18 protein-coding genes are annotated in these 26,847 nt (G+C 48.6%); 4 read left to right on the plus strand and 14 right to left on the minus strand.

Going from position 1 to position 26,847, the window contains the following annotated elements:
• The 5 genes from malQ (V5J35_RS16915) to malE (V5J35_RS16935) all read right to left on the minus strand — a co-directional run bounded on the left by malQ (V5J35_RS16915) (nt 1) and on the right by malE (V5J35_RS16935) (nt 7,244).
• Nucleotides 1–2,202: a 4-alpha-glucanotransferase gene (malQ, locus tag V5J35_RS16915; RefSeq protein WP_354008271.1), complete on the minus strand. Its 2,202-nt coding sequence runs from the start codon at nt 2,200–2,202 to the stop codon at nt 1–3.
• A 12-nt stretch (nt 2,203–2,214) separates the two neighbouring features.
• On the minus strand, nt 2,215–3,348 hold the full coding sequence (locus tag V5J35_RS16920) for an ABC transporter ATP-binding protein (protein ID WP_354008272.1): 1,134 nt from the start codon (nt 3,346–3,348) through the stop codon (nt 2,215–2,217).
• Between the two features lie 52 nt (nt 3,349–3,400).
• The gene (gene malG / locus V5J35_RS16925; RefSeq protein WP_354008273.1) at nt 3,401–4,288 is read right to left on the minus strand and encodes a maltose ABC transporter permease MalG; all 888 of its coding nucleotides are present in this window, start codon (nt 4,286–4,288) and stop codon (nt 3,401–3,403) included.
• A 51-nt stretch (nt 4,289–4,339) separates the two neighbouring features.
• Nucleotides 4,340–5,881, minus strand: coding sequence for a maltose ABC transporter permease MalF (gene malF, locus V5J35_RS16930; RefSeq protein WP_354008274.1), 1,542 nt, complete (start codon nt 5,879–5,881; stop codon nt 4,340–4,342).
• A 127-nt stretch (nt 5,882–6,008) separates the two neighbouring features.
• A complete protein-coding gene (malE, locus tag V5J35_RS16935; protein ID WP_354008275.1) occupies nt 6,009–7,244 on the minus strand; it encodes a maltose/maltodextrin ABC transporter substrate-binding protein MalE in 1,236 nt (411 codons plus the stop codon).
• 102 nt (nt 7,245–7,346) lie between these two features.
• Here malE (V5J35_RS16935) and V5J35_RS16940 point away from each other — a divergent pair, with 102 nt between their 5' ends.
• From V5J35_RS16940 to V5J35_RS16950, 3 genes are all read left to right on the plus strand, one after another.
• Nucleotides 7,347–7,607, plus strand: coding sequence for a hypothetical protein (locus tag V5J35_RS16940; protein ID WP_354008276.1), 261 nt, complete (start codon nt 7,347–7,349; stop codon nt 7,605–7,607).
• 332 nt (nt 7,608–7,939) lie between these two features.
• On the plus strand, nt 7,940–10,591 hold the full coding sequence (locus tag V5J35_RS16945) for a hypothetical protein (RefSeq protein ID WP_354008277.1): 2,652 nt from the start codon (nt 7,940–7,942) through the stop codon (nt 10,589–10,591).
• Between the two features lie 219 nt (nt 10,592–10,810).
• Complete coding sequence (locus tag V5J35_RS16950) at nt 10,811–14,239, plus strand: hypothetical protein (protein WP_354008278.1); 3,429 nt, start codon at nt 10,811–10,813, stop codon at nt 14,237–14,239.
• 119 nt (nt 14,240–14,358) lie between these two features.
• Here the strand turns inward: V5J35_RS16950 and V5J35_RS16955 are convergent, their stop codons facing one another.
• The 9 genes from V5J35_RS16955 to V5J35_RS16995 form a co-directional block, all read right to left on the minus strand.
• Nucleotides 14,359–14,568: a hypothetical protein gene (locus V5J35_RS16955; protein ID WP_354008279.1), complete on the minus strand. Its 210-nt coding sequence runs from the start codon at nt 14,566–14,568 to the stop codon at nt 14,359–14,361.
• A 288-nt stretch (nt 14,569–14,856) separates the two neighbouring features.
• Complete coding sequence (locus tag V5J35_RS16960) at nt 14,857–15,258, minus strand: hypothetical protein (RefSeq protein WP_354008280.1); 402 nt, start codon at nt 15,256–15,258, stop codon at nt 14,857–14,859.
• A gap of 169 nt (nt 15,259–15,427) precedes the next feature.
• Nucleotides 15,428–17,608: a 4-alpha-glucanotransferase gene (gene malQ / locus V5J35_RS16965; protein WP_354008281.1), complete on the minus strand. Its 2,181-nt coding sequence runs from the start codon at nt 17,606–17,608 to the stop codon at nt 15,428–15,430.
• A 96-nt stretch (nt 17,609–17,704) separates the two neighbouring features.
• Complete coding sequence (locus V5J35_RS16970) at nt 17,705–18,838, minus strand: ABC transporter ATP-binding protein (protein WP_354008282.1); 1,134 nt, start codon at nt 18,836–18,838, stop codon at nt 17,705–17,707.
• Nucleotides 18,839–18,915: 77 nt separating this feature from the next.
• Nucleotides 18,916–19,806 carry a maltose ABC transporter permease MalG gene (gene malG / locus V5J35_RS16975; protein ID WP_354008283.1) on the minus strand — a complete coding sequence of 297 codons (891 nt, stop codon included), beginning with the start codon at nt 19,804–19,806 and terminating at the stop codon, nt 18,916–18,918.
• 2 nt (nt 19,807–19,808) lie between these two features.
• Nucleotides 19,809–21,359, minus strand: coding sequence for a maltose ABC transporter permease MalF (gene malF, locus V5J35_RS16980; protein ID WP_354008284.1), 1,551 nt, complete (start codon nt 21,357–21,359; stop codon nt 19,809–19,811).
• Between the two features lie 79 nt (nt 21,360–21,438).
• Nucleotides 21,439–22,617, minus strand: coding sequence for a maltose/maltodextrin ABC transporter substrate-binding protein MalE (gene malE, locus V5J35_RS16985; protein ID WP_354008285.1), 1,179 nt, complete (start codon nt 22,615–22,617; stop codon nt 21,439–21,441).
• A gap of 326 nt (nt 22,618–22,943) precedes the next feature.
• On the minus strand, nt 22,944–23,825 hold the full coding sequence (locus tag V5J35_RS16990) for a hypothetical protein (RefSeq protein ID WP_354008286.1): 882 nt from the start codon (nt 23,823–23,825) through the stop codon (nt 22,944–22,946).
• Nucleotides 23,826–23,954: 129 nt separating this feature from the next.
• Nucleotides 23,955–24,968: a LacI family DNA-binding transcriptional regulator gene (locus V5J35_RS16995; RefSeq protein WP_354008287.1), complete on the minus strand. Its 1,014-nt coding sequence runs from the start codon at nt 24,966–24,968 to the stop codon at nt 23,955–23,957.
• 101 nt (nt 24,969–25,069) lie between these two features.
• On the opposite strand from V5J35_RS16995, the gene lamB reads away from it, so the two are divergent.
• Nucleotides 25,070–26,605 (plus strand): maltoporin, encoded by a 1,536-nt coding sequence (lamB, locus tag V5J35_RS17000; RefSeq protein WP_354008288.1) that lies wholly within the window; start codon nt 25,070–25,072, stop codon nt 26,603–26,605.
• Nucleotides 26,606–26,847: the final 242 nt, after the last annotated feature.

Here is a 26,847-nt window from a genome sequence, read left to right on the forward strand (position 1 = left end):
TCACGCCTGACGAATGTTGCAGATGTTCCTGAACAATGCCTGGTTGCTGCCATCGGCAAACAAACTTTCCAGTGTGTCGGTCAACTTTCGTTGCCAGTTCGGGTACTCAGAGCTGGTGCCGGGAACATTGACGGGAGATTCAATCTGCAGGACATCTTCCAGTTGCAGCACCACTATTTTGGACGTGGTCTTGGCCAGGTAGTAGTGCAGTTTTTCCATCACGTCTCTGGTGTAACCCAGCGTCGTTATATCATCCGGATTCATCCCCTGGGGGCGTTCATTAATGTCAATCAGGGTGTGGATCAATGCCATTTTATCCTGATGCCTTGCCTGCTTTTCAGCTTCCGTTTTTTCAGTGTCGTAAATACCCAACTCTTGTCGTAAATCCAGATCAAGGCAGTTCCACCATGCCCTGAGCGTGGGGATGTCATGATTGGAAATACAGGTCAGAGCCATCGGCTTGAACTCTCCGGGTGACATAAAGCGATCCCCTTCACAGGAGAACAGCACCACTTCATTGGAATAACATCTGGCAGGAGGCAGGCTGGCTTCAATTTCCGGCGGTACAGTGCCGAGGTCTTCCCCGAATACCAGACATTCACGACGCTGGCTTTCCAGTTTAATAATGCCCAGCAGGTCATTCAGGGGGTAATACGTGTAAGCGCCATAGTCAGCGGTCTTGCCATTAGGACACCACCAGAGGCGTAACAGCCCCATCACATGGTCAATGCGAAGCGCGCCGCAATGGCTCATGTTGGACCGGACCATTTCAATAAAGGGCGCATAATGCTGCTGTTTAAGGGTTACCGGGTTAAACGGCGGCAGCCCCCAGTTTTGCCCCTGTGGCGCAACACCATCGGGAGGCGCTCCGACACTGGCATCCAGACAGTAAACTGTGCGATTGCTCCAGACATCGGCACCACCCCGGTCAACACCGACCGCCAGATCCCGGTAAATGCCCACCTGCATGCCTGCGTCCAGAGCAGACTTCTGGGCTTCCGCCAGCTGGATTTCAGACAGCCATTGCAGATATTTGTAGTAGTCAATGGCATCCCTGTTCTGTTCACTGAACGCTTTAACGGCATCTGAGTCAGGCGTCTGGTAATCATCGGGCCAGCAGGGCCAGCCCCAGCTCATAATATCCAGCTGTCTGAAGTGTGCGTAAAGGGCTTCATAGGTGGCATGCCGGTCAAGACTGGCACCGCGAATATCGCAGAAGTTCAGGAAGGCTTTACCCCGTGGTGAGCCTGTTTTGACATGGTTGTGCTGGAACTCTTTATAGAGCAATGACAGCACTTTGAACTTCAGCGATGCCACCTGTTCATAATCCACGTATTCAGCCTTGCGGGCATCGGCAATAGCACCCTGAAATTCCGGGCCATTGACCATAGCCCGGGCTTCAGTGGAATCAGCAAATTCCGGAATAGCCGTCACATCCAGATATAACGGGTTGATAAAGTTACGGCTTGAAGGGCTGTAGGGGCTGGCGTGTGGGGGATTGGCAGGGTACAACGCATGGATTGGATTAAGCCCGACAATATGAGCCCCCTGGCTAGCCAGCTTCTCAGCCAGTTGTTTCAGACTACTGAAGTCGCCTATTCCCCAGTCATGGTCGGTACGCAGGGTATAAAGCTGTATGGCAGCTCCCCAGATTTTATGCCCCTGTTCCAGTGATTCAGGCTCATAACAGGCGGCAGGTGCAACAATTATCAGGCTGATGGCTTCCAGATTTCGGTTTTTCAATGTCAGCTGATGGTAGCCTGTTGGCAGGTCTTCCGGCAGTTCCAGAGACAGCTTTACCAGATCCCTGTCAGGAAAGGATTGTCTGTCGAGTACTTCCAGAGAGTCAGCCTTGACTGAAATTGAACGACGACGGCCGCTTTCCAGCTCGAACTCGCCTTTAAATGCGTTGTTTAACCGACTTTCCGGTATGTACATATCAATGGTAAAAGGTTGCCCCTGATGCACAACATTTACCGGTGCAACGAGATGCTCCCACTGCTGCTGCTGATAATGGCCAATCGCAGCTCGGGTGGTGTCATTATCGCTGAGGTTGAAACCCATGGCCTGCAGGATGGGAATTTTCAGCTCCGTTGGTACGTTCACCGGGCGACCTGCCCAGTCTTCATAATTGCCACAGACGCCACTCAGGGCTGCGAGCTGCTCAATCAGTTGCTGATCGAGCGAGGTTGAAATGGTCATATCTGTTCCTTCCTAATCGACTTCCGGGGCTCGAGTACGACGGAAGGCTTTGCCATCCGCATCGAATAGATGACAGAAATGCACAGGAAGCTCTATTTTCATTTTTGTTCCTTCTGCCCTGTGTCGGGAATCTTCTACACGCACAATGAAGTGTTCCCGAATTGTATCATGGGTCATATAGATAAATGATTCGGCACCCAACCGCTCGAGGGCTTCTACTTTACCTTCTACAGCATTGCCTTCGTCGGTTTCTGCCAGGGCATCTTCCGGGCGAATACCCAGAACCACGCGGTCTCCGGCTTTTGCCCGTTCTGTATTGGCATTAGCCTGAAGTATTTCTCCGGTGGTGAGTTTGACGATGGTTTGTTCTTTATCGACTTTTTCGATAAAGCCATCGAAAAAGTTCATTTTTGGTGAGCCGATAAAGCCCGCAACAAACATGTTAGCGGGATGGTGGTACAGCTCCAGTGGCTTGCCAACCTGCTCAAGGTTGGTTTTAGCCTCTGGCTGCAGGGGGCTAAGAACCACGATCTGGTCTGCCAGCGTCATGGCTTCGACCTGATCGTGGGTGACATAGATGGACGTTGTCTTCAGCCGGTTATGTAGCCGGGACAGTTCCTGACGCATTTGTACCCTGAGAGAAACGTCCAGGTTCGACAATGGCTCATCAAACAGGAATACCCGGGGTTGCTGAACAATGGACCGGCCGATGGCAACCCGTTGTCGTTGGCCTCCAGACATGGCTTTAGGCTTGCGTTCCAGTAACGCTTCAAGTTGCAGAATTCTTGCTGCTTCCTGCACGCGTTCCCTGATCAGGGCTTTGTCGGCTTTTACCAGCTTCAGGCCAAATGCCATGTTCTCTTCAACACTCATGTGCGGGTAAAGTGCGTAGGACTGGAATACCATGCCTACCCGCCGCTCATTCGGTGGCATGTCATTAACACGTTCCCCGGCAATAAACATTTCACCGGCACTGATTTCTTCCAACCCGCAGACCATTCTGAGCAGGGTGGATTTACCGCAACCGGAAGGCCCCACAAAAGCGACGAACTGCCCATTGGTTATATTGAGGTTGACGTCTTTGATCACCCAGGTTTTACCCTGGTCGTAGCTCTTGGAAATATTAACAAGTTTTACTTCTGCCATGTCTGTTTCCGCTAACTGTTACCTGTTGCCTGTTACCAGTTATCAGGGCTGTTTAACCTTTCACACCACCTGCTGTGAGGCCTCCGACAATCCAGCGTTGACAGAGCAGGAAGATGATCGAGATCGGCAAACCGGATAACACCGCTGCCGCCGCAAAGTCGCCCCAGAGATAGTTCTGTGGGTTCAGGTACTGCCTGGAGCCAACGGCCAGAGTCAGGTTATCCATACTTTGCAGGAGTACCGACGCCACAGGGTATTCGGCAATGCTGGTGATAAAGGCAAGAATAAAGACGACAGCCAGTATGGGAACGGACAATGGCAGGAGTACATACCGGAATGCCTGCCAGGGCGTCGCCCCGTCAATGGCTGCTGCTTCCTCAAGGGATTGGTCGATGGTTTCGAAATACCCTTTAATCAACCAGATATGCAGTGCCAGCCCCCCCAGATAGGCGACGGTGACTGACCCAAGGCTGTCCAGCCCCAGCCATGGAATATAGTTCCCCAGCCTGTCAAACAGCGAGTAAATGGCCACCAGTGCCAGTACGGCCGGAAACATCTGCAGAATCATCATGGCTGTCAGCATGTGTTCTTTAAACTTGAAGCGCAGCCGTGCAAAGGCATAGGCTCCGGTGGTTGACAGCAGAAGAATCAGTATGGTTGAAACAAACGACACTTTAATGGAGTTCCACAGCCATAACATCACCGGAAAAGGCGGCTGAATCACGGAACCGTCAGGGTTTTCCCATGGGATGCCAAACGCCAGATACCAGTGCTCAAGGCTGGGGTTGCTGGGGATCAGGTCTCCCGTGGCAAAATTGCCGGACCGGAATGACACAGAGATGATCATCAGGAACGGGAACATAATCAGGCACAGGAACAGAATCATAAAGATTCTTGTGGCCCATACCCGGTATTTCAGGTTTCTTGGTTGAACAATCATAGTGGCTACCTTTAACAGGGGCTACCTGCCTCTTTCGATATTGGGAACCCTTTATTCAGTGAACCGCCTGGTGGCTTTGAGATTGAGCCAGGCGATGACCCCGACCATCAGGAAGATAAAGGTGGCAATGGCTGATGCCAGGCCATAGTCCTGTCCGTACTGGCCAAAGGCAATACGGAAGGTGTAGCTGACAAGCAGGTCAGTGGCACCGGCTGGCGTAGTGGCACCAATGATATTGGGCGCGCCGTCGGTCAGCAGGGCGATCAGCACCAGGTTGTTAAAGTTGAAAGCAAAGCTGGCAATCAGTAGTGGAATTAATGGTTTGATGATCAGTGGAATGGTGATCTTGAACAGATTTTGTATCGGAGTGGCTCCATCAATCGCCGACGCCTCGTAAAGGTCGTCAGGAATAGACTTCAGCAGCCCGATAGAAAGGATCATCATGTAGGGGTAACCCAGCCAGGTATTAACAATCAGCACCATTGTCTTGGCAAGGAAACCGTTACTGAACCATTCCGGCTGAATGCCAAACAGCATGTTCAGCAGCATGTTGATCTCACCAAAGTTCTGGTTAAACAGACCCCGGAAAATCAGGATGGAGATAAACGCAGGGACGGCGTAGGGGAGAATCAGCAACAGACGATAAACGCCATTGCCCTTGAGCGGTTCCCACTGCACCAGGCAGGCCATCAACAGGCCAATAATCAGGGTGAACAGAACACTGAGCGCTGAGAAAGTCAGGGTCCAGGTGAATATTTGCAGAAACGGCCCCTGAATGCCCGGGTCTGATATCACTCTGGAAAAGTTGTCCCAGCCGTTGAATACCGTAAACCCCGGACCAATCTGTTCGCCAGTGTTGTCAACATAGTAGCCGGTCGTCATATCCGGGGTAAGGATGTCACCGTTGCGACTGTCGATGAGTGTATCATTGGGACCTTCGTCGTATATTCTGGTCTGTGGGCCAAATTCACGCAGGCTGGTCATTGATAACGAACCACCGTCAGGCAGCATGATGGTTAACAGCTTCAGGATATGGCGAATCTGGATGGTGTCGCGAAAAGCCAGCTCCTTTCCATCAGGCAGTTCGGACGACAGTCGGGCATTCACCTCTGTCGGTTCGGTTAACTCCCCGAATGGTGCGCTGATCAGGTGTTTGTCTGTGTCTTTATTGCTGATAAACAGCAGCTGGTAGTTTTCACCCTGCTGCCAGGCTTTGAAACTGTAAGACTCTCCGGGGGTTCTGTAGGTTTTTGCCATGTGAATGGCTTTTACCCGTTCAAGGGGGAGAAGGTTGCTGGAACTGTAATTGGTGAAAGCGACATTCACCGTATAAAGCAGGGGAAATACAATAAAGACCGATACACCCAGCAACGCCGGATAAACGTATCGGTACGAGTAACCTTTATGGCTGATAAAGACCCAGGTGCCGGTAGTAATAATAAGCAACACCAGTAAGGCGAAGGGGGTTTCGCCGCTGGCATACATCATGGTGACACCATACAGCAGGATCAGGTCTATAGCGGCAATCAGCCCCAATGCGACCCATCTGCCAGGGTTGCCGGATCGGTTTCCGGCAGAACTGATAGCCTTCATAGTGGAAAGCCTCCTGAACTGTGGGGGGGTCGTTGTTCTGGCAGGAAGAAAAAGTAACGGCCACCGGAAACAACGACAATAGCCTTATAATAAGTAAGACTGAACAGGTTCTATCCTGTTCAGTAGGTTAGTCGACGATGCGCTTGGCTGCGTCATTCAGTGCTTCTTTATATCCCTGGCGTCCGCTGGTGATATTTCTCAGGGCAGCTTCCATGGCTGACCAGAATTTGCCCATCTCGGGAACATTCGGCATCAATAGCCCGTTCATTGCGTTGTCATAAGTGGCGCTGATGCGAGGGTCTTTCTGCAGCTCTTTCATATAGGTTTTGTTGGCAACGGCTCCGAGTGGCACGTCTTTATTCATCGTACGTAGCCCGTCGTCAATCAGCAGGTAGTTTTCCAGAAACTCTTTAGACAGTGCCTTATTGGGGCTGGCGTTATTCAGGGCAGCGCTCCATACACCGACAAAGGCTTTTGAACGCTGGCCGTTGATGCTGGGAAGCGGCGCAACCCCGTAGTCGATGCCACTGGTTTCCAGATTGGCCCAGGCCCAGGGACCGCTGATCATCATGGCACTTTTGCCCTTGTTAAAAGTAGATTCCATGACACCGTAATCAACCCCTCTGGGAAGAACGCTTTTATCAATCAGGTCGGTCAGCATTTTAGCCCCGGCCATGGCTCCTTTATTGTTGACACCTGTGTCTTTGACATCGTAACCGGTCGCGGTTTTTTTAAAGACATAACCGCCATCGGCTGCCAGCATGGGCATGGTGAAATACGGCTGTACCTGATCCCACATAATGGTATTCATGCTCTTGTCGGTCTTTTTCAACCGGGTATCCAGGGCGAACATGTCTTCATAGGCTTTGGGTGGTTCGGGCAGTATTTTCTTGTTGTAGATCAGGCTGATGGCTTCCAGTGAAATGGGATAGCCATAAACTTTATTGTCAACGGATACGGCGTCCCAGCCCATATCAACCACTTCACGTTTAAAAGGTGAGGATGGCTTGACCGGAGCCAGTAGCCCGCTTTGCGCCCACTCGCCAAAACGGTCGTGAGCCCAGAACAGAATGTCCGGCCCGCTGCCGGACGCTGCTGCCTGCTGGAAGCGGTCGGTAAGGTTTTCCGGAATTTCTACCTTGACCTTGATGCCGGTATCTTCTTCAAATATTTTGCCGACTTCCCGTATACCGTTGTAAGCCTTGTCGCCTCCGACCCACAGAACCAGCTCATCGTCACTGAAAGCAAGCGCTGTCGATGCCCCCATCGTCATGCTCACTGCCACCGTTGTGGCTGCCAGGGTCGTTGCGGCAACCTGGCTGGCGAGAGTTTTAGTCATTGTGTTGGCAAGTTGTTTGATCATCTGTCAAAACTCCAGACAATAGTGCGCCCTTTTTCCAGCGTGTTCTCTGAGAAGCAGTCAGCCATCAGAATACCGAAAAGGTCGTTATGGCCTGATATTGCTATGACTCAGGGAGCTGATCTCAGACCAGAAACAGGGTTCAGGGGAATTTGGATCAGGGACTGTTATAAACGCCTTACAAATATAGTTTCTTGTAGGGAAAGTACTGGAGATATCGGCTGGAAAATTTGTTTTATGGGTTTCAGGGAAGGCTATTGTTATAAAACTATAGTCTTTTATATTTTTATTGATACTCAGGCAGAACAATTAGCTGGTTTCCAGCCAGAAACAAAACACAAGAAACAAACCTGTTTTCAGGTTTGAAAAATGCAGTCATGACTGATAGTCCGGTAAACATTACTGACTATTTCCGCGTTAGCTGATGAACAGCACAGGAAACTATTACCGGCTTTTACCGGAGAAGAACCTGAAGCTGAAATAAGGGGGCTTCCAGGGATTAAGGGTGCTGTATTCCATAAAAGGCTGTTTTTGCACAGACTTTTTCTCAGGAACTTTAATGCTTTCCCCGAGTCTATTACTGTCAAATCGCTTTAAACCATATTCTGAGCCGTTTATCAAAAGCGTATTAAAGATCTGCTTTAATATCACGCCTCCGGGTAGGGCTTTTGATCTTAATTAGTACAATAGGTATCTTCATGGATCCAGTAAGAAGTATTCCACTATCATATCAGTCACAGCCGGGCAATACTCAGATACCGGCTTTTGATGAAGTGACAGAAACCCCCCCATACGTGCTGTTAGAATGCGATGAACCACCGGCTACTCCGTTATCCGAAAGGTCGGTGTCTTCAGAACCCGTGGGACAACCTTCAATCGAATCAAGGGGGGGGTTGTTGCCACATTTTTCAAACTATTCTAATCAAGGTACACTGGGGGAAGCAATTGAATTACCACATAGAAATATTTCAAGCGGGTTACAGACGACATCCACGCAACCTGAAGAAGGCTCGACATCCAACTTATTTGAACAGCCTTTACAACAGGGTGAATACTTACAGCAAAATCAGAACCCGGGGCAACCTGTGATGGATGGCGAAGTCGCGCAGCTGCAAACTTTCAATCAGACTGTGTTCAATTATCTTCAAATGTTAACGGCTTATTTTGCTACCAGACCGCCTGATGATGAAGGGTTGGTAAATAGAATCATGATTCTTACGTCTTATTTAAATCGTGCGGTTATGGAAAGAGATAATTTAATTAATTCAATCAGTCAGAGTGAAAGTACTATCAAGGAACTTCAGGAAATGCTTCAAGATAAGCAAAGAGAGCTTATCGAAGCCTCGATGGAGTCCGATAAAGTAAAGCAGGAGGTTCAGCTATTACAACAACAGAAGGCGCTGCAAGAAACTGCAAATGAACAACTGACGAATGAGTTTAATAAAGTACAAGAAGCTAGAAAGAAACAGGAAGAATACACTGAAAATCTGAATGGAAGAATAAAAGAGTTGAATGAAACCATAGAGAATAAGCACGTATTACTTTCAGAGAAAAACGAAGTTATTCGTGCTATGGAAATGAGAAAAATGGATATTCAACGATATCAGCAAGAGGTTAAAGAAGTAAAAGAAAAACTTACTGAACAGCAAAATGAATTTTCAGAAAAAGAAAGTCAATGGGCTAAAGAGAAAAAAAGTATTTATCAGTTGCTGTTAAGTAAAGATCAGAAGATAACTGACACTGTTTCGTCGCATAGTGAAATAAAAGACCGTCTGGATGAAATAAAATCACAATTAAGGACCGGATTTGATGAATTAATTCATGCCAGGAGTCAAGCAGAGAAACAAAAACAGGATTTTGAAAATGAAGTTGTACGACTACGCGCAGAACATGACAAAGAAAAGGGAGAATTAACAGCTGAAAATGAATCACTGTATCAAACTATCAATGTGTTGAAGTTATCTATTGCTCAGAACGAACAGTCTAATAGGGAAATTGAAGTTATTTTAAACAAAGAAATTCAAATAAATAATTTTGAATCAAAGTTATCTGCGATGGAACAACAACTAGACGAATCAAATTCCAGACATGCAGATATAGTTGGCCAGCTGGATACAACAAAAGCCCAGTTGGTTCAGACAAGTCAATCCTTAGATAAGGTGTCGGCAGATTCTAAAACCTTATTTGAGGATAATCAGCAGCTAAATGCGGAACTTGAAAAAGAGACCAGTGAGAAAATTAATTTAAAAAATGAACTTGAAAAACAGCTTGCAGAGGTTGATCGGTTGAAAACGGAATTGTCTGAACAGCAAGCATCTATCCTGTCTTTGGAGGAACAATTAAACAGGCAGCCAACCCAGGTATTCGATTTTGTAACTCTGTCAGCATCAGCCGGACATTTAATTGATCCGGTCAGCGGGGAATGCAGTAGTGAACCGGTAAGCTCCGGAACAGCCTCACCGACCATTGCCGAATCGGTATCAGCTAAGGCTGGCGTGATCACGGATGAACCTGTTGCCAGCACCTCTCAAACCGTCCCGGTGTCAGGCGCACCACAAAATTTAGAGGAACTTTTTCAACGGGCTGAACAGCTGAAAATTCCACAAGAGTACGTTGCTCTGGGTTACCCGATCCGTAAACAAAATAATGGCCATTCAGTAACTATACGGAGTAAGGAAGACCTGGGTGATCCCAGCAAATTCGAATCCGATAAAGAGAGAGAAATTCTGAACGAAATAGCCAGAGTGTTTTGTAATGGTGATACAGATCTGGTTGACAATTACTGGCACCAGGCCTCTTTTCTTGAATATTTCTACAAGTGCAAGCTGGTCACTTCGTGGCGCTCCCTGTCCCACTTTGACTTTTGCCGCAAAATGGCGGGGGTGCGCAGCTTAGGTATCGACAAAACTGACCCGGATGCAGAGGGCATAGATGCAGAGGGCATAAATGTATATAGCAAAAAAGAGGTCGATCAATTAACAGTCTGGCGAAATGAACAGAATTACGACGAAGATATTAAAGGATTCTCTCCGAAAGGCTGGCAGCCGTGGGTATGGCTTAGCACACTTGCAAAAGCGCACCGGGAAAATAGCGAGGATAAATTAATGCTTCTGGCTGGCTTATGGGCAGATTTTTCATTTTTGATGGCTCCCAAGTCACTTCGAAAAGCGGCTAAAGCCCGCATTCAGCAGAATAAAGACCCGTTTGACTGGCGAAAATTGAGCGATACATCAGAAGAAATGGCAATTGCTTCAGGAGGTCAGGGTGAGACGGTGGGCATGGCAAGCAAAGGCAAACGAAAAGTACCCATGGGAAAATCAGCCTCTGCCAAAAAACAAAGGCAAAAGTAAGGTCTGATTCCAGGGAATAGTATTAAACGGAGGTTGGTCGTGCAAAACTCAGGTCTCAATTTAAATTCAGAACCTGTTCTCTCCCGGGAGCCGCGATCGCGAAAACGACCTCACAGGGAAGGCGATTCTCAAATCCGGTGTGTTCTGGGAGAATCCCTGCGATCTGTATCATCGACAGCCCCCCAGACACATATTGATTCAGGTTCAGATCCGGATTCTTTGCCGACAACAAAACCTCTGTTAAAGCGCTCCCGAACAGTAACGGCCACAAAACCAGATCTTGAAGAATGCGGAGGTTGTTTTTTTGTACCCACTGACCTGGAGACGTACACCGGCTTTATTCCTTCTCCAGTTTCTGAAATACGAAAGGCCATTGACTGTTATCAGCAAAATAACCTTGAGGTCAAAACCGGAGCGGTTCATAACCGGGGTGTGTTTTTAAAGGACAGCGCTGCACCGGTAAAAAAAGGACAGGTACTCGCCATCTACCGGGGTACGGCTGTCAACCTCAGGGAGTTGGACAAGGAAGAGTTTCGGTTATGCGGTTACCCAGAGTGTGAGCCAGTTAAATGGTTGGTATGGGCTGAGACCGGGGGCGTACCTGCATTATCGCAACGACCTGCCAGTTATCAGGCACACACACCGCATATTAGTTATCTCGATCAGAAAAGACGTAAAGTAAATATTGGGGTAGATGCTATCGACTCCATCGATGCCATCAGTCACACAAACTCTCAGCAGGAGTGTGACAATATCGAATTTGTAGTGTGCCTTAATGATGAACTGGTTAGATCAAACACAAAACATGCAACAATTTTAAGAAGAAAACCAACCGAACAGGATTATTGTTTTCTGGCGGTTGCCTGTAAGGATATTCAACCGGGGAGCGAACTGTTTTTAGACTATGGTAAAAGTCAATCGAGAATGGCTCACTTTTGGGCACCCGATCAGTATTTTTATCCAACACTTTGCCCTAGGGCTGTATCCGTACATTTTTCAGAAGATGGTACAACTGTGTCTGTTAGGGCTTCTGATGCCGGTGAGGAGCAGGTTAAGCTGGAAAGCCTCAAAAATTTTATTTATGAGAAATTAGATTTTTGGAAGAGGCACTCTATTGACAGGCTGATTTACACCCTCAATCAATATCATCAAAACCCTTTTACCGGTGGTCAGGATTGGGTGGAGGGAGATGTTCAATATTTATTTGAACGCTGGAATATTGAAGTGTTCAGAAGTCCCCACTACCTCACCTACCTGTTTCATTGCTTTAATATCGAAGGCAAGCTTGATAACAATGGCGTCAATTATATTTATGCCTTTATAAAGTCTAAAAATCTCACCATCGCTCCTCCCGGCAGCAGACCTGTTTACATAGAAGAGGTGATCGGGTGGCTAAAGCACTCCATTGAAATTTTCGAAGGTCCTGATTCAGAACGGCAGCTGGACATTCTGGAAAATCAATTGCAATTACTTGAGGTACAACAATACAGAAGAATGGCTGAAGGGGAGGAAAAAAAACAGTGCCTGAGAAAGGAGGGTGAAAAGCTCCATGACTATATTCGTCGGTTGAAGGTAGCCTTAGGCCCGGGAGGAAAAATAAAGTCACCAACTCACTATAGATTAACCGCCCGTTTTTTATCCCCTTCTGAATTATGGCCAGATATATTCCGGGAGATACCTGTCTGGAGTCTGGCTCATTTAAAATGTCTGGCCCTGCGTGAGAACCCTTCCGAAGAAGTTGATCCAATTGACAGGATTGACTGTTATCGCTTTGATAGTCCAGAGTACGCTCAGGCAATGCACGAGGCATTGCGGCGCAGGCAGGTGGAGGGAGCAAAGTTTGAGGCTATTCGGACAACTGTCAACTCGGGAGGCCTGCTACCGGTTGAGTTCCGCTTTCAGAGTGTAATAGAAAAAAATTACCAAATTCCCCATGTTGAAGGTATACCTGCCCAACTCAGGGGGACATCCAATTGGTTAGATTTAACTGTTGAGCACTGGCGGCTGCTTGGGTTTGAAGAAACCAGCCTATCTCCCCTGAGAACGGTTATTGAGCGGATAACCAGCAAGAAAAAAGGCCTGTACGGTACTCTTCACGCAGTCTGCAGATATGACAGCGAACACCGCCATCTCTGGATCAGCGACCCTTGCATCAAGGACAAGGTAAAGAAAGATAAGTCGAAAACCATGGTGTTGCTGAAGCACCTGATTAATAAGTCAGGCGCGATAATCGACGTTACCACACCAGCCCACCAATGGCAGCCAATAGATACTCTGATGGTCTGTAAGCCTGAATCTGAGGACTACCAAAGTGCAATGAAAATGCTCCTGAATGATGCCGTTGCCAATGGTAAGAGCCTGTATGAAATAGCAGTCTTGTTAGATGCTGATATGGGCAGCTCAACGATTCCGGTAGAATCAAAAGGAAAGTATCGTGTAGACCTTCCTGAAACCCTGCACCGATACAACAAATGGACTCCCCCTGCTGTATCAGATTTATTGGCGTCGTTTAATCTGCCACAACCCACAGGCTGTGATCCGCAAGCTGAACTTAAATCGCTTATAGAGGGGTACATTTTTGCGGGTGAAGTCAACTCAGTTTCCGGAGTAGTTAAAAGATTGAGGGGGTTGCTTGCAAAAAGACCTGACGTCGCTAAAGACCTTGCTGACATTTTATACCTTAATCCCAGAAGGCTTGAGAGCCTTAATCATCGGGGGGTTCGATATATCTTTGCTGCACTGGACATCAAGGTTCACGAGACAGCAATTAAAAGTGATTTTGAGCCTGTAGCATTCGACAAAATTCATGCCATAACCGATAGCCATCCGGACTGGCCAAAAGAGGTCATGAGGGTTGTAAACTTTTACAAAAATCGTGGAGAGAGCGATCAGTTTATTGTTGAAATACTTAACAAGGGAACGCGTTCTCCATTCATAAAACTTGTTATTGACCCCATACCTTTACCCCCGGGGTGTCAGGCAAAACAATGGACCGTCGACGTATTAAAAGGCTTTATTCAAAGCTGTGAGCAGCCCCCGGCAGTGCCTGTACCACCGGCAGCCTCTATGGACGTTGATGAGAGCCTTTGTAGTGGACAAGCCAAGCCTGAAACAATGATGATTGAAGAACCGGAAAGATCTGTTTCCCCCCCTGAAATCCCGAAGCATGAGTTGCAATTAAACATTGCCCGCTGCATTCGGGAGAGTGCGGAGGTTTCCTCACAAGCGCTGGTCAAAAGTATAAGCAGAATGTTCAAACAAGACAGTGCGCTGGTTGTAGCAGTATCCGGTTTTCTGCATATCAAGCCTGAAAAACTGCAATCCCCCACCCCCCCGCTGGTGAGATATCTTCTCTCCAGCCTGGAGGTTGAAATTATACCGGATGAACTGAAGACTGAAATGCAGCTTCAGTTGTACGACACCATTAATTCGATTTCGGAGCACCACCCCGGATGGGCGGGGGAAGTCCTGAAGTTGATCAATGAACTGGCCTCATTTGGCCAGAGCTATGGTGCCATTGCCAAAATGTTGAAATCGGGGCGGGTAAGAGGCCAACAAATGTTCGATCCTGTTCCTGTACCAGAGGGTATCCGGGGAGAGCAATGGACGGAAAAAAACTTAAAAGCGTTCATCGCAAAGCATGGGTAAAAAACCAGGCTCGCTCAAAGTTTGGGGAGTCAGCCCATAATCACAGGCTATGGGTTGCTGTCAAGGCAGGTGCTCCCTGCATCCAGTATCGATAATATCAGGATGCAGGGAAGGGCTGGTTAGAATAATTGATTGATTTCGTTTGCCAGCCTGTCAATCTGGTCAATCCATGCCAGGGCAGCCTGAGGATTGTCCTGCTTCATGGCAATTATTATTTTTTGCTGGTAGTGAAAACTCAGAGTGTCTTCAATTGATGCTGTTGTTTCTGGCGGAGATAGCAGTTCTAGGTCTGAGCCAACACCATAGTTTTCCGAAAACTGCTTTTGCATCGTCCTATGCAGTTGTCTGATAGCCGACCTGAGGGCCAGAGCCTGGTTGACATCTTTCTCTGCCAGGGCTGATTTCAAAGCGGCGAGATAGTTCTGATTGATTGTGTCGGTGCTATTTAGCGTTGTCTGTTCTTGTACTATTTCTGGCGTCGATGGTACATAGTCTGGCCTTGGTGGTGGCTCTATTCTGGTTTGCTGCGCTGGCTGGCTGATAAGTGGTGTTATTTGCAGACGCAGCGTTCCTTCATCTGTGGCCTCAGTATAAATATCACCGGACGGAGGGGCTGTTCAGGCGCGGATTCGTGCGTATTCTTCATCGAAGTTGGCCACTTTCAGGCTTAACTGACGATCCAGTAACCACACCTCTGGCATAAAAGCTTCTGCCCGGGTGCCAAAACCTTTGCGTGTCACCAGACTTTCAACCTTAAACTGATACACACCGTAGTCAGGCAGTTTCCAGCCAGCAACAGGGGTTGTTTCACCGTCAAAGTCAAGAACCTCCGATGCCGCATTGATAGCACGTTCGATAGCGACAGCCTGGCTATAGACTGTTATGGGGGAGTAGGTAATATCAGCCAGCGATGAAACTGTGGTGGCTATTTTGGCTGGTGCTTCTGCAGCCTGTTCCTGGCCTGTACTGGCACACCCTGCCAGGGCTGCCACTAACACGAGAGTCGATAAACGTTTCATGGGTTACTCCGAAACAGCAGGTATGATTCGATTCTATCGATTATCAGGGATAACTCGTGTCGTTTTATTTCTGTAAACCTTTACACTTTTTCTTCTTTTCCAATGCAGCCTGTAACTATCGGTTACAGGCTGCGGTTCCGGCTAAGTACTCGGCCATATGGTGGAGTACTTATGCCTTACGACACTGACTGATGTTGTGGAAGAAACGACGGTTGTCTTCGTTAGCAAAGAACTCATCAATATTAACGGTTAAACGACGACGCCAGTTTGGATACTCTTCACTGGTTCCCGGCACGTTTACCGATGTATCGATCATCATGCAGTCCTCAAGCTGCACGTTGGTGATCTGAGAGCTGGCCAGTGCCAGATAATAGGTAAAGCGTTCCATCAACTCACGACTGAACGCCGGGCTGTTTTGTGCATAAGGGTTGATGCCATAAGGAAGCTCACCAATGATTGCCAGCGTATTAATAACCGCTTTACGGGTATATTCCCGGTCGATGCGTTCTTTATGGGTACGTTCATCGTCAAAGATACCCAGAATGTTAGCAAGGTCGAGGTCCTTCTCTTCCCACCATCCTTTTAATGGAGGGGTATCGTGACAGGTCAGGTTTGCCATCGCCCGGGGTTTGAATGTGCTGGGCATTGGATAGCGGTCGCCTTCCTGCAGATGAATGCCGTTCAGGCTTGAATAAAGGCGTGCCGGTGGCAGGGCTTCTTCAATTTCCTTTGGAACCGTACCCAGGTCTTCACCAAAGACCAGACAGTTAAGGCGACGGCTTTCCAGTTTGATAATGCCCAGCAAATCCTGCAGTGGATAGTGAACATAAGCACCATAAGCCGCACTCTTGCCATTAGGACACCACCACAGACGGAACAGCCCCATGGCATGGTCAATACGGAGCGCGCCGCAGTCTCGCATATTGTTACGGATCATGCGGATAAACGGCTCGTACTTCTGCTGCTGCAGAACCAGCGGATTAAACGGCGGCAGCCCCCAGTTCTGCCCCTGTGGTCCCAGGGCATCGGGTGGTGCACCGGTGCTGGCGTCCAGACAGTACAGATTCGGGTTGCTCCAGGTATCCGCGCCACCACGGTCGACACCCACCGCCAGATCACGGTAGACACCAACCATCATGCCTTTTTCGGTGGCGGTTTTCTGGGCGACAGCAAACTGTTCACTGGCCAGCCATTGCAGGAATTCAAAGTAACGAATTCGTTTTTCATGCTTCTTAACAAACGCCCTGACTTCTTTCGTGTCTGGTGTCTGGTAGGCTTCTGGCCAGCAGGGCCAGCCCCAACTCATCACATCCTGCTGGCGGAAGTGTTCGTAGAGGGCATCGAAAATTGCAAACTGGCGCAGGCTTTCACCGTTCTCCCGGCAGAAATCCATAAAGGATGTCGCACGGTCAGTATTCTGCTTCAGATGAACGTTGCAGAAGAAATCGTACAGCTTTTCCAGTATGTCAAATTTCAGGGAAGCGACGGTTTCATAATCAACGTAATCCTGTTGTCGTGCTTCAGTCAGACGACTCTGAAAGTCTTCTTCAGCAAACCGCTGTCGAGCTACGTCACATTCGTTAAACTCAGGCACCTGTTCAGGGTTAATGTAGAGCACGTTGCTGTAAGTCCGGCTCGATGGGCTGTAAGGTGAACAGTGCAGCGGGTTGTCGGCATAAAGGGCATGTACCGGGTTCAGGCCAACAAAGTCGGCACCGTTGTCAGCCAGTTGGCTGACCAGTTCACCCAGGTCGCGGTAATCACCCATACCCCAGTTGTTTCCGGAGCGAACGGAATACAGCTGAATACCTGACCCCCAGATTTTCGCGCCGTTTATCAGAGCTTCCGGTTCATAGCAGGTTTCGGGTGTCACGATTAAAGAGCAGGTTGATTTAATGCCTTCAATGTCGAGCTGATGGTAGCCCAGTGGCAGATCGGCAGGCAGGGGCAGTGACAGGCAGACTTTGCTGTCTTTGCCGGTTTTGCTCTTTTCAATCACTGACAGGTCATTTATTTCACGCTGAAAAATACGAACTTCCCCGTATTCCAGGGTCACAGTGACTTTAAAGTATTCAGGTAAGCTTTTTTCAGACAGACGAATTTCGACAGAAAATGGCTTATTCTGGTGCAGCACACAAACAGCAGGAATGGTTTGATGCCATTTCTCACTGAATTTTCGGTCAATTGCCTTTTTAATGGACAGTTCACTGCTTAAATCAAATCCCATGGCCTGTAAGGGGGGGACTTTATTTTCAGGCGTAATCGTTACCGGTAGTCCTTCGGAGTCCAGGTATTCACTGGAAATTCCGCACAGCCCGGCGAGCTGGTTAATCAGCTGATGATTTAACATAACAATCTGGTATCGGGTATTTGAATAGAAACCGGGTGGGGGAGCCCGGCTTTTATTCATTGTTTTTAATAAATTGGTTAGGAAGAATAATTTACGTTAATCGTAATGCGGCGCTCTGGTTCGTGGGAACGCCAGACCTTTTTCATTAAACAGATGACAGTTTTCTGCAGGAACGGCCACTTTAAATTCAGAACCTTCTTCCCGACGACGGGAGTCTTCTGTTCTTAAGATAAAGTCTTCTTCAATGTCTGGATGATTCAGATACACAAAGGATTCTGTCCCCAGACGTTCCAGTGCTTTAATGGTGCCGGTGATGACATTTTCACCTTCTGCTTCTGCCAGCGCGTCCTGAGGACGAACCCCCAGCGTGACCTTGTCTCCGGCTTTTGCTGAAGACGTATCATTACAGGCTACCACCTGTTCACCACTGTCAAGGCGGACAATCGTCTGTTCCGCACCGGTTTCCACAATTTCACCACGGAAGAGGTTCATTTTTGGTGAACCAATAAAGCCTGCAACAAACTTGTTACGCGGGTGGTGGAACAGTTCCAGTGGTGCGCCAACCTGTTCCAGATTGGATTCAGCATCTTTAGTCAGCGGACTGAGCACCACGATTTTGTCAGCCAGTGTCATGGCTTCCACCTGATCGTGGGTGACATAAACGGCCGTGGTTTTCAAACGACTGTGGATGCGGGACAGCTCCTGACGCATCTGTACCCGCAGGGCAACGTCGAGGTTAGACAGTGGCTCGTCGAACAGGAAAACCCTTGGCTCCTGAACAATTGAACGACCAATAGCAACCCGCTGACGCTGACCGCCGGACATGGCTTTAGGCTTACGGTCCAGCAGGGGTTCCAGTTGCAGAATACGGGCGGCTTCTTTAACACGCTCGTCGATGACAGACTTGTTAACTTTCGCCAGCTTCAGGCCGAACGCCATGTTTTCAGCCACAGTCATGTGCGGGTACAGGGCATAAGACTGAAACACCATACCCACACGGCGTTCGTTGGGCGGCATATCGTTGACACGTTCATGATCAATTTCAAGATTGCCGTCCGTGATATCTTCCAGACCACAGATCATACGAAGCAGGGTTGATTTTCCGCAGCCGGACGGGCCAACAAAAGCAACGAACTCACCGTCCTTAATGTCCAGATTAATGTTTTTCAGAACATACGACTTGCCGCCGTCGTAACTTTTATCCAGTCCTGCCAGTTTCAGTTCAGCCATGATAATGAATTCCGTAATCTTGTCGTTTTAGCTGGCTGAGACCTGTTTTTACTCAACCAGCATACTATATTTGTCGTTTAACCTTTAACGCCGCCAGCAGTCAGCCCGCTGACCAGATATCGCTGTGCTGTCAGGAAGATAACCGTGATGGGCAGGCCAGTCAGTACCGCAGAAGCGGCAAAGTCACCCCAGAGGTAGTTCTGTGGGTTCAAAAACTGGTTGGCCCCCACTGCCAGCGTGAGCTTGTCCATATCCTGTAGGAGTACGGAAGCAACCGGGTATTCACCAATGGTGGCAATAAACGCCAGAATAAAGACCACCGCCAGAATCGGTACAGACAAGGGCAGCAGTATGTGGCGGAATGCCTGCCATGGGGTGGCTCCGTCAATGGCGGCGGACTCTTCCAGGGCGTTATCAATGCTTTCGAAGTAACCCTTGATCAGCCAGATGTTCATGGTTACACCGCCCAGATAAGCGATGGTGACGGCTCCATGGGTGTTCAGCCCCAGCCATGGGATAAAGTTACCCAGTTTGTCGAAGATGGCGTGGAAGGCCACCAGAGCCAGCACCGCAGGAAACATCTGCAAAATCATCATGGACTGCAACAGTCCCTGCTTGAAACGGAAGCGCAGGCGGGCAAACGCATAAGCGCCAGTGGTGGACAGCAGCAGAATAAACGTCGATGTCACCACACTGATCTTCACCGAATTCCACAGCCAGGTCAGTACCGGAAAGGTGGGCTGCATAATCGTGCCGTCGGCGCGTTCCCAGGGAATACCAAAGGCCATCGCCCAGTGCTCCAGACTCGGATTGGTGGGAATCAGGCTGCCGGTGGCAAAGTTACCCGCCCGGAATGATACGGAGATGATCATCAGGAACGGGAACAGGATCAGGCACAGGAACGCGATCAGGAACAGTCGGGCCGCCCAGACACGGTATTTCAGGTTTCTTGGTTGCACCATTGCCATGTTTATTGCTCCTGCAGTTTGCTGGTGGCTTTCAGGTTGGCCCAGGCGATAAAACCAACAATGATAAAGATCAGGCCGGCAATAGCGGATGCCAGACCAAAGTCCTGTCCATAGCTGCCAAAGGCGATGCGGAAGGTGTAACTCACCAGAATGTCGGTGGCTCCTGCGGGTGTCGAAGCGTCGATCAGGTTCGGGCCACCGCCGGTCAAGAGGTTGATCAGTACAAAGTTGTTGAAGTTGAAGGCAAAGCTGGCGATCAGTAGCGGTACCAGTGGTTTAATGATCATCGGTACGGTGATGTGGCGCAGGTTGTGCAAAGGGTTGGCACCGTCGATGGCAGACGCTTCGTACAGATCTTCCGGAATGGCTTTTAGCAGCCCCATAGTCAGGATCATCATGTAGGGGTAACCCAGCCAGCAGTTCACAATCAGGATCATGGCTTTGGCAAGGTATTCATTGGTGAACCATTCCGGTTTTATGCCAAACAGGTTATGAAGCACCATATTGATTTCACCAAAGTTCTGGTTGAACAGACCCCGGAAAATCAGGATGGAAATAAAAGCAGGTACTGCGTAGGGAAGAATCAGCAATACCCGGTAAATGCCGCTTTCTTTCAGGGGTTCCCACTGCACCAGACAGGCGAGCAGTAAACCGATAATCAGGGTGAACATCACTGTCAGGGCAGCATGGGTAACCGTCCAGCCGAGAATCTTCCAGAACGGCCCCTGGATGCCCGGATCGGTTACAACCCGGACAAAGTTATCCCAGCCAATGTAAACGGTGAAACCCGGAGCCATACGTTCGCCATCCTGACTGACATAAAAGCCGGTCTCGTTGTCAGGGTGATAAACGTCTCCAGTCTGGTTGTTGATCAGACTGTCGTTGTCGCCTTCTCTGAAAAGAGGTGCCATGGCACCAAATTCACGCAGACTGGTCATGACCAGTTCGGACTCGCCAGGCAACATGACTGTCAGCTGGCGCAGGTTGCTGCGAAGCTGGATAACATCGCGCATCGCCAGCTTGTCACCCTCAGCCCTGATGGAAACATCGGCAGAAATGGCAGCAGGCAACTGACCCATAGTAAAGGTTTCAGTCGTGTAGGATTCGTCGCTGTTGCGGGTGTTCGTCAGTTCCAGCTGGTAAGCGTCGTTATTCTGGTACAGGCTCAGGGCGAACTTCTCTTCACCACTGCTGTAGGATTTATCCAGATGAATCTGTTTGACCCGCTCGAAGGGCAGCAGGTTGGTGGAGCTGTAGTTGGTGAAGGCAATATTAACGGTATAAACCAGAGGGAATACCACAAACAGTATCACCCCCAGCAGGCTTGGGTAGACATAACGGAAGTTGTAGGCTTTCTCGCTGGTGAACACCCAGGTACCGATACTTCCCAACAACAAGATGACAAGGGCAAACGCAATCTCTCCCTGTGCGTACATCAGCGTAACGATATACAACAGTGCAACATCAATAGCGGCAACCAGCGCCCACTTTAGCCCGTTGCCGGAAAGTACTTTACTGGATAGTACTTCGCCGGCATCCTGTGGCTGTTTCATGTTTGTTCTCCGGGTCAGGACGGGGACGAACCGGAGCATGCTCCGGTTCGTATTCAGCTCAGATAATAAGAGCAGACAATCAGTTCAAAATACGGTTAGCGGCGTTGTCGAGAGCGGTGTTCACTTCTTCACGGCCATTGGCAATGTTGGACAGGGCTGCTTCCATGGAATTCCAGAACTTGCCCATTTCCGGCACGTTAGGCATCAGCAGGCCGTTCATGGCACCTTCATAGGTGGCGGCAATGCGCGGGTCTGACTTCAGCTCTTCCATAAACGCCTTGTTGGCAACGGCACCCAGAGGCACATCATTGTTCATGGTTTTCAGACCGTCTTTGCTCAGCAGGTAGTTTTCCAGGAATTCCTGTGCCAGCGCCTTATTCGGTGTGGCGTTGTTAATGGTGGCTCCCCAGACGCCGACAAACGCACGAGCCGGGCTGCCGTCAATGGTTGGCAGTGGCGCAACACCGTAGTTGATACCTGAGCTGTCCAGGTTTGACCATGCCCATGGACCGGAAACCATCATGGCGGCTTTGCCATTGTTGAAGGTGGAATCCATGACGCCATAATCAACACCCCGTGGCAGAACGTCTTTTTCAATCAGTTCGGCAAACATGCTCGCGCCTTTTCTGGCGCCTTCGTTGTTTACACCAACAGATTTAACGTCGTAGCCTGATTCGGTTTCCTTGAACACATAACCGCCGTTGGAAGCCAGCATGGGCATGGAGAAGTAAGGTTGAACCTGGTCCCACATAATGGTGGCCATGTCCTTGTCTTTCTTCTTCAGTTCGTCACGCAGGGCGAACATCTCTTCGTAAGTCTCAGGCGCTTCTTTGACGATGTCCTTGTTGTAGATCAGGCCAATGGCTTCCATCGCGATTGGGTAGCCGTAAGTCTTTCCGTCAACGGTAGTTGCCTGCCAGCCCAGGTCGACAATGCCGTCGTAGAAAGACTTGGACGGTTTGATTTCTGCCAGCAGGCCGGACTGAGCCCACTCACCATAGCGGTCGTGCGCCCACAGCAGAATGTCTGGCCCCTGACCGGTGGCAGCAGCCTGTTGGAAACGGTCGGTGATGTTTTCCGGAATTTCTACACGAACCTTGATACCCAGCTCTTTTTCAAACAGTTCACCCACCTGGCGGATACCGTTATGGGCTTTGTCACCGCCGACCCAGACGGTCAGCTCGTCTTCAGAAAAAGCGTGGGCGCTGCCTGCGGCAACGGTTAAGGCAATAGCGGCGGCGAGGGATTTTTTTAGCATGCTTACTCCTGACAGTCTGCTTTTTAGCTAGCAGTTAATCGTTGGTGTTGATAATCAAGAATGTCAGCCCGACAGATTTTGCTAACGATTTGTTAGTCGAGATAAATACACGACTATGTCTATGTAATCAAAGGCAAATTTCTATGGACTGGATGTTGTTGTTACGCCGCTTATGCTCTGGTGAAAGGCATTGTGAATCAATGTGTAAACGTTTCCAATCGGTGTTGATTGATACTGTTTTTCTGAAAGGGAAAATGGACGGGTGTTTTTGTTGAAAAAACGCTCGTGGGAGGTGAGATTAGCCGCTTTTATGAACGTGAAGCATCTTATTCTGTCAAATTACTTTTATCGTATTCAATAATGATTTTCAGTTGTTTTTTGGCTGGTTCTATCAACCTGAGCGGTATAGCTAAATAGTTTACTATTATCCTTTCTTCAGGAGGGAGGAAGCTTTCATCACTCAGACCCAGAGCGCTGATTACATCGTTACTGGTTGCTCGTGTAGCATAACGCCAGTCAAGCGGGTTAGTATCCTCTCCAGGTTGGGCATCCGGCCATTCAGGATTGATATTCGACAAGACAAAAATATTTCGTGCCTGATCAACAGCAACAGCCAGATGAAATTCAAACTCTTCTTCCTCTACTGAAAAATAGTAGCTGATGATAAAGTGCTGACGCCTCACTGTCAGAAGGTGCTGAAGGGTAGTGGTCGCTTCGTCTATGCTATGAAAGGAATACTGGGGATAGGCTAAATTGACTGGTGATATAAACTCGCCAATATTCGGATGGTTGTCTTCATCGCGTTCTACCTGACGACTTAAATGTAAAAGCCAGGGCGGTGCTTGTCTGTTGTCTTGACCAACCGCGCCTGGTTCGCCGTCTGTAACCCCTGAACAGGATGAATCCAGATTTATAGCGTTTGGCTGTAAAGTTGTTGCTGCTGGTACCGGATAGTTCGGAGTGTCTGTTGAAGGGAAAATGCAGTAAATTACGGAGCTTGGACATGAGGGGTTATAGCATAAAAAATTTGTATTCATTTCCTGACCGCACCTTGTACAGTTAACTGCAAAGGCTGGCAAAGGACAGGTCGTCATTGTTACGACAATAACCATCAGGGTTTCGATACAGAGAATGAGTGCAAACAACCGGTTCGATTGAGAAGCTGTCTTTATGACCCGGCTCAATAACCCCTCTGGCTGAAGTCCCACTTTTAATACCTGTTTTTATAAAAAGATTTATGGCTGGGTCATCATTGTAGAAGGTATGGCACTGGGAAGAGCTGAAAAAAGTACTTCTCAGTGCTGGAGAAATGGTTGGGTATTTTATCCGGGTGAGTGTCAGCCAGCCTTTGCTGCCAGTGCAGGCGCACCCGTTGTATGCCCCTGTCGCAGAATAACGTTCAGAAACTCACCTCTTGGTGCTTCATTACGTATGGCTTCCATCACCAGGTTGGCGGCTTTACTGGCGATACCTTCAATGTTCTGACAGACCGAAGTCAGGGCGTGATAACGATCATTATCGATACCGTCGTACCCCACAACATGAACCTCTTCAGGTACCTGTTTGTTAAGGTCGGCCAGTGCCATGCAGATGCCGGTGGCAACAATATCCGAGAAGGCTACAAAGCCGTCCGGGCGTAAGCCTGATTCCATAAGGGTTCGGATCCGCCGGTAACTGTCCAGTGCCGGCAGGCCGGTGTTGTTACCAATCTCGATAATCTCTGAAGGAATCAGACCGGCTTCAATCATCGCCCGGCGATATCCGGCACGTCTTAACTTTGAGACTTGGTGGTCGCCGTTCAGGCAAACAAAATAGATCGTACGGCAATCATTATCTAATAAGTGGCGGGTAGCGATAAAACCGCCCTGTTCATCGTTGGAAGACACCCAGAACGCATTCTCTTTTGGCTCACCAATATGGATGACCGGCAGGTTTTCGTCGTGAATCGATTTTAACCGGGGATCACTTTCGTGTATGCCTATTGCTATAAACGCTTTGGCTTTTGTTTCCAGCTGACCGTCAATACTGAATTTAGCGCGTCTGGCCCGGTAACCTTTTTGCTGGAGGTGAATTTTCAGAACTTCATACACTTTCAGAGCAAAGGGCGAAATGGTTCCCAAGTCCAGCCCCAGAATGACGCCAATACTGAAATCGTCCTGGCCATGCAGCTGCCGTGCCATGTAGTTGGGCTGGTAATTCAGCTCCCTGGCAGCTTCCAGAACCTTTTTGCGGGTGCTTTCTGAAACATATTTTCCTCCGTTCAGTACGCGGCTCACTGTAGCTATGGAAAGCTCAGCCTGAGCTGCTACCTGAAGAATTGTGGCCTGACTCCCAGACTTTTTACGTCCCATATTTTGCTCAATTACTCCAGTTTGCTCAGACAAGTGATAATAACAGGAATGTTACGGAGTGTAATTGTAAATGACGTTTACTTGATTTTGATCAATTTGAGTTGTCTTTTGAAAGCCTTGTTTATGTTTTACCCGAGTTTCTCAAAACCTTTACATATTGCACCAGATCTTTTCATTGGCAGAATGCAAACCACGCCAATGACGTAATTCATTTCTCAAAGACAGTTCATGAGAGCGCAGCAATGGGGGGTAATTATTGCTGTGCGTGGATCATGACTTGTCCAAATAAAACACTGAACCAAATGGGAGTATTCGGTTTGGCAAAACAAGTTAAGGCTTTACCTCTTGCTGCTGCTATTTCAGCAATTGTTTTTTCGGCGGGCGCTGCTGCTGCTGAGGTTGATTTTTCAGGCTATGTGCGCTCTGGTTTGGGGATGAGTGGAAGTGGTGGTGACCAATGGGCTTATCAGGCAACAGGCTCAGGTTCAAAATATCGTCTCGGTAACGAGACAGACACCTATATGGAGCTTGGTTTAGGCAGCAACCTTTGGGAAGATGGTGATAAGTCATTCAGATTCGAGAGTCGCATGGCCTATAAAACGTTCCAAAATAAAGACTGGGCAGCCATGCAAGGTCATGATTGGAATGAAATGGCTTTGCGGGAAGCCTATGTTAAAGGTGATAACCTGTTTGAATCCATGCCTGGCGCGAGCATCTGGGCTGGTCAGCGCTTCTACCAGCGTCAGGATATCCACATGATCGACTTTTACTACTACGATGTTTCTGGTCCTGGCGCAGGTCTGGAAAATATTGACGTAGGTCTTGGTAAACTGAATCTGGCATGGACCCAGAATAATGACGAGAGCGACTTCCAGACAGGCCATGGTAGATTTGTCGGCAACATGTTCGATGCTCGTCTGAATGATATTGCGGTTAACACAGACGGTTTCCTTCAGTTGGGTCTGACCTATGGTACTGCATCAGAAAATAAGAATTCTGAAGCGCTTAGGGGTAAGGAAAAGAGCGGTTACATGCTGACAGCCGAGCATACTCAGACTAACTTTTTTGGTGGCTTTAACAAGTTTGTTGTCCAGTACGCCACTGACGCTATGAGCACTTGGCAAATGGGGGCCAGTGGTAAGACCGAGCCGCTTGACAAAGATGTTGACCAAAGCCTGCTTCGGATTATTGACCATGGTGCTTTCGACCTGCCTGACAGCAACTTCAGCATGAGTTATGTGGCAATGATGAACAAGCTGAGCAATGATCCTGATACTGGGCGTACTTGGTACACCGTAGGTGTTCGTCCTCAGTACCACTGGAATCAGGTGATGAGTACTGCGGTTGAGTTGGGTCATGACCGTGTCAAATTTGACAAAAATGCTTCTGGTGTTGACGCCGGCAAGACCTATAAAATGAACAAGGTTACCGTTGCTCAGCAGTGGTCTGCGGGAGACAGCGTTTGGGCTCGTCCAACCATCCGTGTTTTTGGTACTTATGCCAAGTGGAATGACAAGCAGGCTCTTAACGGATTCCGTGATGGTGACGGGAATTTTGATGCTGTCGCCTATAACGAGAAATTTGGTAGTAGTAAAGACGGTTTCACCTTCGGTGTCCAAATGGAAGCCTGGTGGTAAGGAGGTGACCTGAGAAAGGAGGGCTTCCTCCTTTCTCAACTGGCAAACAGCAAGATTGAATTAAAGCTTGAACAAGCTTCTATGTGTGTGTGGTTAAATAGATACTTCATTTTTTGCCGGTGCTTTTCAGTACCGGCTTTTTTCATAGTTGTGATAGAGACCAGGTACCAGCAGATCGAAAATTCGTTTCGGCCTCGATTACTCAGGGTGTCATGCCTGCCTGTAGCGAACGGCTGAGGTAT

Source organism: Endozoicomonas sp. NE40 (assembly GCF_040549045.1).
GTDB lineage: Bacteria > Pseudomonadota > Gammaproteobacteria > Pseudomonadales > Endozoicomonadaceae > Endozoicomonas_A > Endozoicomonas_A lisbonensis.